The following is a 13487-nucleotide window of genomic DNA, read 5'->3' as shown; positions in this document are numbered from 1 at the left end:
GAGGAGGACGCGCCATGTTCCGGATCGACAGGTTGAACGTGAGTTACGGCGAATCGCACGTCGTCCACGATGTGTGCTTCGAAGTTGCGCCCCGGGAATCCGTGGCCATCATGGGCCGCAATGGCATGGGCAAGACAACCTTGCTCAAGGCGTTGATCGGCATGCTGCGGTCGGGCTCGGGCAGCATCCGGCTGGACGGCGTGGAGCTGGCCGGCATGGAGAGCTACCAGCGCGTGCGCAACGGGCTGGCCTTCGTGCCGCAAGGCAGGATGATCTTTCCCTTCCTGACCGTGGAGCAGAACATCCTGACCGGCGCGGAGCGCAGCGGCCTGAAGGCCGTGCCGGAATACCTGTACCGCTTTTTCCCGGTGCTGCACGAGATGCGCCGGCGCAAGGGCGGCAACCTGTCCGGCGGGCAGCAGCAGCAACTGGCGATCGCCCGCGCGCTGATTTCCGATCCGCGCGTGCTGATCCTGGACGAGCCCACCGAAGGCATCCAGCCTTCCATCATCAAGGACATCGCACGGGTGCTGAACGCGCTGCGCGAGGAGCGCGGCTTCGCCATCGTCGTGTCGGAACAGATGCTGAGCTTCGCGCTGGACCTGGCCGACCGCTTCCTGGTGATAGACCGGGGCCGCATCGTGCACGAGGCCTGCCGCGAGAGCCTGGACCAGGACAAAGTCAGATCTTTCCTGACGGTATGACCGTCAACCACCGAGGAGCATTGTCATGAGACACGGAGATATCTCCAGCAGCAACGATTGCGTGGGCGTGGCCGTCGTGAACTACAAGATGCCGCGGCTGCATACCCGCGCGGAGGTGATGGAGAACGCCCGCAAGATCGCCGACATGGTCGTGGGCATGAAGCGCGGCCTGCCCGGCATGGACCTGGTCATCTTCCCCGAGTACTCCACCCACGGCATCATGTACGACGCCAAGGAAATGTACGAAACCGCTTCGGCCATTCCGGGCGAAGAGACTGCTGTGTTCGCCGACGCCTGCCGCAAGGCCAACGTATGGGGCGTGTTTTCGCTGACGGGCGAGCGCCACGAAGAGCACCCGAACAAGGCGCCGTACAACACGCTCATCCTGATGAACAACAAGGGCGAGATCGTGCAGAAGTACCGCAAGATCATGCCCTGGGTGCCGATCGAAGGCTGGTATCCGGGCGATTGCACCTATGTGTCGGAAGGCCCCAAGGGACTGAAGATCAGCCTCATCATCTGCGACGACGGCAATTACCCCGAGATCTGGCGCGATTGCGCCATGCGCGGCGCCGAGCTGATCGTGCGTTGCCAGGGATACATGTACCCGGCCAAGGACCAGCAGGTCATGGTGTCCAAGGCCATGGCGTGGATGAACAACGTCTACGTGGCGGTGGCCAATGCCGCGGGCTTCGACGGCGTGTATTCCTACTTCGGCCATTCGGCCATCATCGGCTTCGACGGCCGCACGCTGGGCGAATGCGGTGAAGAAGACATGGGCGTGCAGTACGCCGAGCTCTCCACCAGCCTGATCCGCGACGCGCGCAAGAACATGCAGTCGCAGAACCATTTGTTCAAGCTGGTGCACCGCGGCTACACCGGCAAGATCAATTCCGGCGAAGAGGCCACCGGCGTCGCGGCATGCCCGTACAACTTCTACGCCAACTGGATCAACGATCCGGAGGGCACACGCAAGATGGTCGAATCCTTCACGCGGTCCACCGTGGGTACGCCGGAGTGCCCCATGGACGGCATCCCCAACGAGGACGCCAAGCACCGCTAGGCGTGCCTGCCGACCATCCGGTCCGTCCGGCCCGCCGCGCCGGACGGACGATTCCCGAGGACATGAACCGTGCCGTCTCCGCTCGAAACCTACCGGATTGCGCAAGAACCCTTCTACCGTTCCTCCGGGCGGGAAACCGCGCTGTACGAACATGCGTACGCGCACCGGCTGCCCATGATCCTGAAGGGGCCCACCGGTTGCGGCAAGACGCGCTTCGTGGAGTACATGGCCTGGAAGCTGGGACGCCCGCTGGTCACGCTGGCGTGCAACGAGGACATGACCGCTTCCGACCTGGTGGGCCGCTACCTGCTGGACGCTGACGGCACCGCATGGCACGACGGCCCGCTGACGCAGGCCGTGCGCCATGGCGGCATCTGCTACCTGGACGAGATCGTCGAAGCGCGCCAGGACACTACGGTGGTCATCCATCCGCTGACCGACGCGAGGCGCATCCTGCCCCTGGACAAGAAGGGCGAGGTGGTGCGGGCCCATCCCGACTTCCAACTGGTGGTGTCCTACAACCCCGGCTACCAGAGCAGCGCCAAGGATCTCAAGCCCTCTACCCGGCAGCGCTTCGTGGCGCTGGATTTCGACTATCCGGAGCCCGGGCGCGAAGCGGAGATCGTGGCGCACGAGGCCGGCATAGACACCGGCTTGGCGCAGCGGCTGGTGCGCATCGCGCACAGTTCGCGCGAACTCAAGCGCCATGGGTTGGACGAGGGCGTGTCCACCCGCATGCTGATCTACGCCGGCATCCTCATCCGCGACGGCGTCAGCCCCGCCGAGAGCTGCGACATGACGATGACGCGCGCGCTGACCGACGACCCCGACATGGCCGCGGCGCTGCGGGCGCTGGTCGACGCGAACCTGGAATGAACATGCGAGCCGTCCTGTCCGCGGGGGAAGGGGCCGGCGCCGGCGCAGGCCTGGCCGGGACGCTGGATGACAAACTGCGCCGGCTGGCTGCGCGCAGCGGCGAGGACCAGGCGGTCCAAGCGCGGCGCTGGATCGACGCGCTGCACGGCGAAGACCCCGATTGCGCCGCCGCGGTGGCAGAGCGGTTCGACCAGTTGATGGCGAAGTTGACGGCCGGCGGGCTGGGGCGCTGGATGCTGGCGGGCCTGCGGCGCTACGAGCGCCAGCCCGGTCCTCTGCGCGCATATTTCCAACTGCGCGACGCCTACGCCCGCGAGGCCTTGAACGGCGAAGCAGGCGCGCCGGAACTGGAAGCCGCGCAGGCCAGGCTGGCGTGGCTCTTGTGCGGCCTGTCGGGCAGGGGCATGGCGGTCGAAGCCTTGCGGCGTCCGGCGCTGGACGGCCCGCCGTCGCGCCCCATTCTCGCGCCCTCGCACCTGCTGGTGCCGGACAGCTACACCGTGCTGGACGGCGCCGACCGCTGGGCGCTGTACCGCGCGGCGGTGGCGCATGCGGCCGCCCATCTGCGTTACTCGCCAGTGGCGCAGCCGGTACTGAGCCTCAAGCCCATGGGCGTGGCGGTGGTATCCGCCATCGAGGATGCGCGGGTGGAGCGGCTGCTGGCGGCCGACTATCCCGGCGTGCGGCGCTGGTTCCTGCCCTTCGTGCCGCCGCCGCCCGATCCGGCGGACTTGGGATTCGCGGCCCTGATCCAGCGCATGAGCCGGCTGTTGATGGATCCGTCGCTGCACGACGACAACCATTGGGTGAACAAGGCGCGCACGTTGTTCGAGGCGCAGGCCGCCGACCTGCGTGACACGGCGGCCTTCCGTCGCCTGGCGTCGGTGCTGGCGAATGACCTGGGCCAGATGCGGGTGCGCTTCAATCCGCAGCAGTACGCCGTACCCGTGCCCTACCGCGACGACAACGCCTATCTGTGGGACTACGGCGACGCGGCAGAGCCGCCGCCTGAGCTGACCCTGGGGTCGCAGGGTGTGGCGCCCGAGCGGCGCGACGCCGCGCCGCAAGGCCAGGAGCAGCCCGCGCCAGCGGCCAGCGAAACGGAACTGGGACGCTACCGCTATCCCGAATGGGACTACAAGCTGGACCGAAGCCGGCCGGACTGGTGCACCGTGATCGAGAAGCTGCCGGGTTGGACCGGCATGCCGCTGCCCGCGCCCGCCGGACCCGCGCAGCGCCTGGCCCTGCCGCAGTCGCGCCGCCTGAGCCGCGCGCGCCGTCTGAGGCGCCAATGGGAGGGCGATGACATCGACCTGAACGCCGCGATCGAGGTCCTGATCGACCGGCGCCTGGACCTGGCGCCCGACGCCCGCTTCTTCATGCGCCCGGGCAGCCAGCCCTGCGCCAGCAGCACGCTGGTGCTGCTGGACCTGTCGGCCTCGGCCAACGACCTGGCGTCCGACGCAGGGGCGACAGTGCTGGAATTGGAGAAGCGGGCGGCGATGCTGCTGGCGCAGGCCACATCAGGCGAAGGCGACCTGATCGCCGTGCACGGCTTTTGTTCGGACACGCGGGCGGCGGTGTACTACTACCGCCTGCTGGAAGCCGGCGCCCCGGTTGCGGCGGCGTTGGGCCGCATAGGCGGCGCCCAGGCCCGTTATTCAACGCGCCTGGGCGCGGCGTTGCGGCATGCCGGCGCGCTGGCGCTGCAGGCGCCGGGAGAGCGGCGCGCCATCATCGTCGTCACCGATGGCGAACCCTCCGATGTCGACGTGCATGACCCGCGCTATCTGGTGGACGATGCGCGCGAGGCGGTGCTGGCACTGCGCGGGCGAGGCGTCAGCGTGCATTGCGTCGCGTTGGACGCGCAGGCCGAACCGCAGTTGCGCGCGATGTTCGGCTTTCGCGGTTACCGGATCGTGACGAACCCGGCGGCATTGCCGCAGGCGCTGGTTCGCGCCTATGCCAGGACCGCGCCATGACCACCCCAGGAATCCACGTGTTGACGGCGGCTGCGGCTGTGCTGAAACTGATGAACTCGACAAAGGATGGATGTCCGCGCCAGCGGGCCTCCCGATCATGGCAAACAAAGATCCTATCCGCGTAGGCGTGCTGTTTTCCGAAACAGGTGCCACATCGACCATAGGCCGGTCCCAGCTGCATGGCACCTTGCTGGCCATCGACGAGATCAACGAGGCGGGCGGGGTCGACGGCCGCGAGATCGTGCCGGTGCGCTACGACCCGAGATCGGACCCCGCCACCTACAGCGTGCTGGCTGAAAGACTCATCACGCAAGACCGCGTCAACGTCATATTCGGCTGCTACATGTCCAGCAGCCGCAAGGCCGTGCTGCCGGTGGTCGAGAAATGGAACCGCCTGCTGTTCTACCCGACGCTGTACGAAGGGTTCGAGTTTTCGAACAACATCATCTACACCGGCGCCGCGCCCAACCAGAACAGCGTGCAACTGGCCGAATTCATGACCGCCAACTTCGGCGCGCGGGTCTACCTGATTGGTTCGGACTACATCTATCCCTACGAGTCCAACCGCATCATGGGCGAACTCGTGCTGCAGCGGCAGGACAGCGCCAAGCTGGGCGAACGCTATGTGCCTTTGACCGCGACGGAACGCGACTACCGGGAGATCCTGGACGACATCCGCAACAAGCGTCCGGACTTCATTTTCTCCACGGTGGTGGGCAATTCCACGGCCTGCCTGTACCGCGCCTACGCGGACGCGGGCTTCGATCCGAAGACCATGCCCATCGCCAGCCTGACGACCTCCGAAGCGGAGATCTCCCAGATGGAGCCCGAGGTCGCCGCCGGCCACTTCACTTCCGCGCCGTATTTCCAATCCATCGATTCCGACATCAACCGGCGCTGCCTGGAACGATTGCGGCGGCGCTTCGGGCATGACTGCGTGCCCAATCTCTGCTGGGAAGCGGCGTACTTCCAGATGCACATCTTCGCCAACGCTTTCCGCGACACCGGCACCGACGAGATCGCGCAGATCCTGCCGCGCGTGCTGCAAAGCGAATTCCAGGCGCCCCAGGGCCGCGTGCGCATCGACCCCACCAACCACCACACCTGCCTGTATCCGCGCGTCGGCCGGGTCAACGGCAAGGGCCAGTTCACCATCGTGCGCGAGGCCACGCGGCCCGTGCATCCCGATCCGTACCTGGTCACCCATTCGTTGGGCGACTGGACGGCCACCCTGAGTTCGCTGGATATCTGATGGGCGATACCGCCAGCCGCCAGCGCGCGGAGCGCGCGACGCCATCCCTGCTCAAGGACCTGCGTACGCTGCGGATCGCCGTCTATCATCCCGACGACGCCGACGGCCGCCAACTGACGCAGCAACTGCAACGGATCGGCTGTCAGGTGCAGACCTTCTGGCCTCCGGCGCCCACGTTGCCCGAAGGGCTGGACGCGGTGTTCCTGGCCGTGCGGCCAGATGTGATCGACCTGGGCTTCGAATGGGCCAAGAGCGAAGACGCGCCCATGGTCATCGCCATCGTCACCTACGAGAATCCGACCATCGTCGAGGCCGTGCTGCGCATCGGCGCGAAAGCAGTGCTGCCTTCGCCCGTGCGCTCGTTCGGCCTGTTGTCTTCATTGGTGGTGGCGCGCCAGGTCTACGACGACATCAAGTCGCATGCCCGGCGCCTGCGCAAGCTGGAGGGAAAACTCCTGGGCGTGCGCCGCATCGCGGAAGCCAAGAGCATCCTCATGCGCACGCGCAACGTCACCGAGGACCAGGCCTACGACCTGATCCGCGAGCAGGCCATGAACAAGCGCGTCACCACCGAAGAGATCGCGGGCGCCATCGTCAACGCCAACGAAATCCTGTCGCTGGGCAAGTAGGACGCGCCGCGCAGGCTTAGTACTTGCCCGTCAGCAGCTCGCCCGCGTTGGGCACGCGCGCTTCCAGGTCCAGCACCTTCAGCATCCGGTAGACCGTCGCCGCCGCGGCCGTCACCACCGGCAGACCCAGGCGGTCCTGCACCGGTTGAATCGACGCCAGGGACGGCATCTGCACGCAGGCGGACAGCACCACCGCGTCCACGCCGCGCGTGTTCAGGCGTTCCACGTGGCTGGCCGGCGCCATCGGATCCTGCGCGCCAACCTTCAGGTTGTCGGGAATCTCCAGCGACAGGCTGTCCTGCACCTCGATGCCTTCGTTCTCGATGTAGTCCACCACCAGCTTGGTCAGCGGCTTCATGTAGGGCGTCAGGATAGCGACCTTGCGCGCGCCGATGGCGTGCAGGCCCTCCACCAGCGCGCCCGCGCTGGAGATCACCGGCGCCGGCGCGCCGTTGTCCACCGTGGCCTGGTGCAGGCGTTCCTGCGAGACGCGGTGATAGCCGAGCCCTTGGCTCATGATCGCCACCAGGCAGGCATAGCCCAGCACGTCCACGCGTGCATCGGACAGTTCCTGCGCGCAACGGTCCGACTCCCGGTCCATCGACGCCAGTTCCGCCGCCGTTACCTGCTTCATGCGCATGCGGCTGGAATGGAAAGTGAAGCGCTCCGGCGCGATGGTCTCGCGCAGGCGCAGCATGGCCGGGATTTCCGTTTCCATGGTGGTGTTGGAACTGGGGACGATCTGGCCGATGCGCAGGGCGCGGGGGGATGCGGTCATGGCGATGCTCCTCGAAAGGCGTAAGAGGGCCGGCCCGCGGCGGCGCGCGGGAACCCGGCAATGCGGAATACGGATGTCAGCCGGTGGCAGTGCCTGCGGCGGTGAGCGCTGGTCTCATGGCAGGTCCCCGGATGTTTGTCGTGTGCTCTATCGGCAAGGCTTATTCTGGTCGCCGGGAACGATATTTTCCAATATAGTTTTTATCTGGTTTGATATCTTTCCCAAATAACTGGCCGCCATGGAAATCCGCCAACTCCGTTATTTCGCCGTGCTGGCCGAAGAGCTGAACTTCACCCGGGCCGCCGCGCGCCTGCACATCTCGCAACCGCCGCTCAGCCTGCAGATCGCGCAGCTGGAGCGCGAACTCGAGGTCAAGCTGTTCGACCGCAACAACCGCCGCGTCACCCTGACCGAAGCCGGCGAAGCCTTTCTCAACGACGTGCGTGCGCTTCTCGCCAGCCTGAAGGACGCCACCGTCCGAGCCCGCGCCGTGGACCAGGGCCTGGCCGGCCGCATCGAGGTCGGCCTGTCCGGCTCGCACTTCATGGGCCCGGTTCCCGCGCTGATCGCCCGCTACAAGGCCTCCCACCCCCAGGTCTCAGTCCTGCTCAACGAAATGAACCCCGCCGCGCAACTGGACGCGCTGCGCGGCCACCGCATCGACGTCAGCATCTCCCGCACCGCCGTCGACGACGAGGAACTACAGTCCATGCCCCTATGGCCCGATCCCGTCGTGGCCGTGCTCCCCAAGGGCCACCCTCTGTCCGCCCGCAAGCGGCTGGCGCTCGGCGACCTCGCCGGCGAGGCCTTCGTCATGCTGCGCCAGGACACCTCCGCCTTCGCCCGCACGCTGGCCGAAACCTGCGCCCGCGCCGGCCTGCCCCTGTCCGCCGCTCAAACAGTCGCCGAAGTCCCGGCCCAGCTGGCTCTGGTCGCCGCGGGTCTGGGCGTGGCCTTGGTGCCGCGTTCCACATGCCGCCATGCAACCGACCGCATTGCCGTTTGCACGCTGCCCGCCGACATCGCGCGCGCCATGGTCTACGCCGTCACACGCCGGCAAGGCAGGAGACGCGCGCTGGATACGTTTCTGCAGACGGCGGCGCAGATGAAAGACGAATGATGACGACCATGCGGCCATCGCATGCGCTGCGAGACAGTCAAAGCAAGCCAGCCCCCTGCTGCGCGCAGCGCCATCACCAATCGCAAGACACCGCATAAGCCCCAGAAGGCCGTCCGCGCGGCCGCCCTGGGGCGAACCCCGCAAGATCTCGCCACCCACCCAGACCGAGGCGAGAACCCCAAGCAAGCAACTCTTCCCAGCGCCCGCCGAGATTCAGACAGCACAGCCTGGCGCGGCGGCCTTAAGAAACAAAAAGGGCCGTCCCAAATAGACGGCCCCCAAAGACGAACAAAGAAAGCACTCAGCCCGTCAACACACAATCCAAAGCCTCCGGCGCACCCAACCGCACCCGGAACTCCCTCAACTCATCCCGCCGGAACACATGCACAGTCACCCGATCCCCCACCCGGTACTGCGCCAGCAACAGTTCCAACCCCGCCGGCGCATCCACCCGCAAGCCGTCCACCGCCACCAGCACATCCCCGGCGGACAACCCGCCCTTATGCCCCGCGCCGCCCTCCAGCACTGTCGCCAGCGCCAGCGATTCCCCCTGCTTGCGCGTACGCACATCCAGCGAAGGAATATTGGCCGCCGTCTTCCATTGCAGCTTGATGCCCTGCGGCTCCAGTAGTTCCGCCAGCGGCACATCCGCCGTCCCATAGGCATGGCGCGCGATGAAGCGCCGCGTATCCACGCCAGTGGCTTCACGAATCAGCGCCGGCAGTCCATCTTCCGGCAACCCTTGCGGCTTGCCCTGATAGAAATCGCGTCCGTAGCGGCTCCAAAGCAAGCGCATCACATCATCCAGCGAGTGCGCGCCACCCGTTTCCCGGCGGATCAGCAGATCCAGTCCCAGTGCCACCAACGCGCCCTTGGTGTAATAGCTGACCAGCGCGTTCGGCGAATTTTCATCCTGCTTGTAATAGCGCGTCCAGGCATCGAACGAACTCTCCGCCACCGACTGCTTCAACCGGCCCGGCGTACGCGCCACGCTGGTGATGGTCTTGGCCAGCAGCCGCAGATAGTCAGGCTGCGTGATCGCGCCCGAGCGCAACAGCAGCAGATCGTCGTAATAGGACGTGAAGCCTTCGAATACCCACAGCAGACGCGTCAGATCGGGCTGCGAAAGATCGTAGGGCACGAAGGCTTCCGGCTTGATCCGCTTCACGTTCCAGGTATGGAAGTACTCATGGCTTACCAGGCCCAGAAAGCCGCGATAGCCTTCGCCCTGGCCTTGCTGGCCCATCACCGGCAGATCCTTGCGGGCCGTCATCAGCGCCGTGCTGGCGCGATGCTCCAGGCCGCCATAGCCGTCGCCCGTCACCATGGTCATGAACACATAGCGGTCCGAGCTGTCCAGGAACGGCGCGCGCTTGCTGCGGGGCTCGAAGAACGCAATCTGCGTTTCGCAGATCTTGCGCACGTCTTCCGTGATCCGTGCCAGGTCCAGATTGGGTGCAACGCCCGTGAACACCAGTTCGTGTTCGGCGCCATGCGCCACGAAGCTCGAAACCTGTGGCGTGCCCATCTCCACCGGATGGTCGATCAGCGCGTCATAGTCCGGCGCCAGGTACAGCCCGAAACCGTGGCGGCGCGCGGCGCCCTTGTGGCCGCGCGCTTCAGGCAGGCTGGTGTAGACCTTCCAGCCCTGGATCGAGCGCGGCGGCGCCAGGTCCACCAGGCAGGGCAGATGGTCCTGGCCATGCACGCGCAGGAACACGCTGGTGCCGTTGAAAAAGCCGTGGGTTTCGTCCAGATGCGCGCCGCGCACCGACAGGTCCCAGGCGTAGACCTCGTACTCCACCCGCAGCGGACCCTCGCAGGGCGCGGCCTGCCAGGTATGGTTGTCGATCTTCTCGACAGGCACGCGCCGCGTGCCCGAATAGGCCGCCAGCGATTCGATCTGGCGCGAGAAATCGCGGATCAGGTAGCTGCCCGGAATCCAGGCCGGCAGCGACAGGCGCTGGCCGTCGGGGGAGGGCGCGGCGATGCTTAGGGTTATCCGGTAGCGGTGTCCGGCCGGATCATGGGGCGCGAGGCGGTAAAGTAGCGGCAAAGCGTAGTCTTTTTCCATGGCCATATCTTACTTTCATACTTATTCGGAGACATCAATGAGCGAGTCGTTTGTGCTGGTCGAAACCCGGGGCCGCGTCGGCCTGCTGACGCTGAACCGTCCCAAGGCCCTGAACGCCTTGAACGATCAACTGATGGATGAGCTCGGCGCGGCCCTGCTGGCGTTCGAAGCGGACGCCGATATCGGCGCCGTGGTCATCACCGGCAGCGAAAAAGCCTTCGCCGCGGGCGCCGACATCGGCGCCATGAAAGACTGGTCCTACATGGACGTGTATGGCAGCGAATACATCACGCGCAACTGGGAAACCCTCAAGCGCATCCGTAAACCCGTGATCGCGGCCGTGGCCGGCTACGCCCTGGGCGGCGGCTGCGAACTGGCCATGATGTGCGACATCATCATCGCCGCCGACACCGCCAAGTTCGGCCAGCCCGAAATCAAGCTGGGCGTGATTCCGGGCGCGGGCGGCACCCAGCGCCTGCCGCGCGCGGTGGGCAAGGCCAAGGCCATGGACCTGGCGCTGACCGCCCGCATGATGGGCGCCGAGGAAGCGGAACGCGCTGGCCTGGTGTCGCGCGTGGTTCCGGCCGACAAGCTCATGGAAGAAGCCATGGACGCGGCCACCGTCATCGCCTCCATGTCCCTGCCGTCGGTCATGATGGCCAAGGAATGCGTCAACCGCGCCTTCGAAGGCTCGCTCAACGAAGGCCTGCTGTTCGAGCGCCGCGTGTTCCATTCGCTGTTTGCGACCGAAGACCAGAAGGAAGGCATGGCCGCCTTCACCGAGAAGCGCAAACCGGACTTCAAACACCGTTAATCCTTGTTACGCCCGGGCGGCCTGTCCGGGTGCACCAGGATCCGCCCCGCGCGCCCTCCCAGGGCGCGTTTTTTTGCGCGCTTCCAGGTCCATGAGCGGAGTTGCGCCTTGAAACGGTTCGGCAGCACCTTGTTGCAGAGTTCGGCCCTATCCTGAAAAAGCGTCACCGCGAGGTGCCGCGCCAGAGAGGCTTGCCCGAACTGGCAAGCCCGGCGCGGCGGCTCGCTTGCAGACAAAATCAATAAGGAGCCTTGCATGCGTACATCCATCGCTACCCGCCGCTGGTCCGCCGCGGTCCTTGCTGGCGCACTGAGCGCCTGCTTCGTCACCGCCGCCCAGGCGCAATCGCCGCGGCCTACTTTGCGCCTGGTGTCCGAGACGCCGTACCCGGCCGCCTCCGCGCCCGCGGCGCAGATGAGCGAGCAAGAGCTGCGCGACATCGCCATCGACGCCTATGTCTATGCTTATCCGATGGTGCTGATGGAGTTGGCCCGCCGCAAGGCCACCGCCGTGCAGACGCCGCTGGACGGCAAGGCGCCGGTGAACCAGTTCGGCCACAAGGCCGCCTTCCCCGATCCGCGCGCGGGCGACGTGCCCTGGCCCAGCGCCGACGCGCTCTATTCCAGCCTCTGGTTCGACGTGTCGCGCGCCCCGCTGATCGTGAACCTGCCCGCGACCGGCGACCGCTATATGGTGTTGTCGGCGTTGGACATGTGGAGCGACGTATTCGCCTCGCGCGGCACGCGCACCAACGGCAACGGCGCTCAGTCGTTCGCCATCGTCGGCCCAGGCTGGCAGGGCAGCGTGCCCCCCGGCATGGACGTGATCCACAGCCCTACGGCCACCGGCTGGTTGATCGGCTGGACCCAGGCGGGCGGTCCGCAGGACTACGCGGCCGTCAATCAGATCCAGGCCGGCATGACCGCCAGCCCGATGGCCGCGCCCGTGCTCGCCAGGCCCGCTGCCAACCGCGGTTCCCGCAGCGCCTATCCGCAAACGGGGCCCGGCGTGGGTTCGGCGCCGATCGGCAGCGACCTGCCGCCGCCTATGCCCGTGACGGTGCCCGACGGCACGCCGGCCGAACAGGCGGCCGGCATGGACGCCGCCTCGTTCTTCACGCTGTTCTTCGACGTGATGCGCAACAACCCGCCGCACGCCAACGACACGCCCATTCTGGACCGCATGCGCCGCATCGGCCTGGACAGCCGCCAGCCGTTCTCGTATGGCCGCCTGAGTCCGGCCGTGCAGCAGGCGCTGGCGCAGGCCCAGCCGTTGGCCGGCCGGCGCATCGCTGATGGCGTGTCGCGCCTGGGTACTCTCATGAACGGCTGGAGCACCGTGCTGTCCGGCATCGGTACCTATGGCACCGACTACACGCGCCGCGCCGCCATCGCCTATGCCGGCCTGGGCGCGCCGACGCCGGAAGACGTGCTGTACCCGGTCACGGTGTCCGACTCCAAGGGCCGCGCGCTGAATTCCGATGAAGACTATGTATTGCACTTCGACAAGGGGCAGTTGCCGCCGGTCAACGCTTTCTGGTCGCTGCACGTCTATGACGACAAGCACGGCTTCGCCGACAATCCGGCCAACCGCTACGTACTGCGCAGCACCGATGGCCTGAAGTACAACGCCGACGGTTCGCTGGACATCTACATCCAGCGCCGCGATCCCGGCGAGCGCAAGCGCTCGAACTGGATAGCCACCCCGGCCGCCGATGCGCCGTTCCTGCTCAGCATGCGCCTGTACTCGCCGCAGGATACGGCGTTGGACGGACTGTGGGCGCCGCCGCCGGTCAAGGAGGATTGATCCTGGTTTGATGGTATAAAGCGCGGCCTCCATGACGGAGGCCGCGGTTCATTGAGCAGGGTTTGCGCAGCATGCTGCGAGGGGTGATTCGCGTCCCTAATTTCGGCCGATCCAAGCGTTGTTTGCGCCTTACAAACGGCCGAAAGTTCATTTGCTAGGGTAAAAAGAATCACGCTATACTCTGCGGGTTTGACGCTTGCGGGATAAGAACACGTAGCGGCTGACAAGTAGCGGGCACGGTGTTGATGAGCCTTTTGAAATCAACGACTTGGCGCCGGCTATGGGGGCAGCTACGGGCAGCGAGACGCGCCGGTTCTGATAGGGGCAAAGAAGCAAAGCGAGGAAGTTTGATGCAACAGAACTCCATGCAGCATGAAGTGCGGCAGGGT

12 protein-coding genes are annotated in these 13487 nt (G+C 66.2%); 9 read left to right on the top strand and 3 right to left on the bottom strand.

Going from position 1 to position 13487, the window contains the following annotated elements:
• Positions 1-14: 14 nt before the first annotated feature.
• The 6 genes from urtE (at position 15) to HV793_RS05380 (ending at position 6506) form a co-directional block, all read left to right on the top strand.
• A complete protein-coding gene (gene urtE, locus HV793_RS05405) occupies positions 15-704 on the top strand; it encodes an urea ABC transporter ATP-binding subunit UrtE (protein ID WP_125473289.1) in 690 nt (229 codons plus the stop codon).
• Positions 705-729: 25 nt separating this feature from the next.
• Positions 730-1767 (top strand): aliphatic amidase, encoded by a 1038-nt coding sequence (locus HV793_RS05400; protein ID WP_054455211.1) that lies wholly within the window; start codon positions 730-732, stop codon positions 1765-1767.
• Positions 1768-1836: 69 nt separating this feature from the next.
• Complete coding sequence (locus HV793_RS05395) at positions 1837-2643, top strand: CbbQ/NirQ/NorQ/GpvN family protein (protein ID WP_175212791.1); 807 nt, start codon at positions 1837-1839, stop codon at positions 2641-2643.
• A 2-nt stretch (positions 2644-2645) separates the two neighbouring features.
• Positions 2646-4625: a nitric oxide reductase activation protein NorD gene (locus HV793_RS05390; protein WP_244958591.1), complete on the top strand. Its 1980-nt coding sequence runs from the start codon at positions 2646-2648 to the stop codon at positions 4623-4625.
• A 97-nt stretch (positions 4626-4722) separates the two neighbouring features.
• Complete coding sequence (locus HV793_RS05385; protein WP_054455892.1) at positions 4723-5877, top strand: transporter substrate-binding domain-containing protein; 1155 nt, start codon at positions 4723-4725, stop codon at positions 5875-5877.
• Entirely contained in the window at positions 5877-6506 is a 630-nt protein-coding gene (locus HV793_RS05380) for an ANTAR domain-containing response regulator (protein WP_054455204.1), read from the top strand. Before HV793_RS05385 ends, HV793_RS05380 begins: the two co-directional genes overlap by 1 nt.
• A gap of 16 nt (positions 6507-6522) precedes the next feature.
• On the opposite strand, the gene HV793_RS05375 is transcribed toward HV793_RS05380, so the two are convergent.
• Complete coding sequence (locus tag HV793_RS05375) at positions 6523-7284, bottom strand: maleate cis-trans isomerase family protein (RefSeq protein WP_054455202.1); 762 nt, start codon at positions 7282-7284, stop codon at positions 6523-6525.
• Positions 7285-7522: 238 nt separating this feature from the next.
• Between HV793_RS05375 and HV793_RS05370 the strand changes: the two genes are divergently transcribed.
• A complete protein-coding gene (locus HV793_RS05370) occupies positions 7523-8404 on the top strand; it encodes a LysR substrate-binding domain-containing protein (protein WP_175212789.1) in 882 nt (293 codons plus the stop codon).
• 301 nt (positions 8405-8705) lie between these two features.
• Here HV793_RS05370 and HV793_RS05365 read toward each other — a convergent pair whose 3' ends face one another.
• Positions 8706-10484 carry a M61 family metallopeptidase gene (locus tag HV793_RS05365; protein ID WP_054455198.1) on the bottom strand — a complete coding sequence of 593 codons (1779 nt, stop codon included), beginning with the start codon at positions 10482-10484 and terminating at the stop codon, positions 8706-8708.
• A 31-nt stretch (positions 10485-10515) separates the two neighbouring features.
• Between HV793_RS05365 and HV793_RS05360 the strand changes: the two genes are divergently transcribed.
• Positions 10516-11292 carry an enoyl-CoA hydratase gene (locus tag HV793_RS05360; protein WP_054455195.1) on the top strand — a complete coding sequence of 259 codons (777 nt, stop codon included), beginning with the start codon at positions 10516-10518 and terminating at the stop codon, positions 11290-11292.
• On the opposite strand, the gene HV793_RS05355 is transcribed toward HV793_RS05360, so the two are convergent.
• Positions 11289-11549: a hypothetical protein gene (locus HV793_RS05355; RefSeq protein WP_175212788.1), complete on the bottom strand. Its 261-nt coding sequence runs from the start codon at positions 11547-11549 to the stop codon at positions 11289-11291. The two genes, HV793_RS05360 and HV793_RS05355, sit on opposite strands and share 4 nt — an antisense overlap.
• Here HV793_RS05355 and HV793_RS05350 point away from each other — a divergent pair.
• The gene (locus HV793_RS05350; protein WP_175212787.1) at positions 11548-13098 is read left to right on the top strand and encodes a DUF1254 domain-containing protein; all 1551 of its coding nucleotides are present in this window, start codon (positions 11548-11550) and stop codon (positions 13096-13098) included. The genes HV793_RS05355 and HV793_RS05350 overlap by 2 nt on opposite strands.
• The last annotated feature ends 389 nt before the right edge of the window (positions 13099-13487 follow it).

Origin of the sequence: Achromobacter aegrifaciens (assembly GCF_902859965.1) — a bacterium.
In the GTDB taxonomy this organism is placed as follows: domain Bacteria; phylum Pseudomonadota; class Gammaproteobacteria; order Burkholderiales; family Burkholderiaceae_B; genus Achromobacter; species Achromobacter aegrifaciens.
This window is presented reverse-complemented; position numbering and strand designations above follow the sequence as displayed.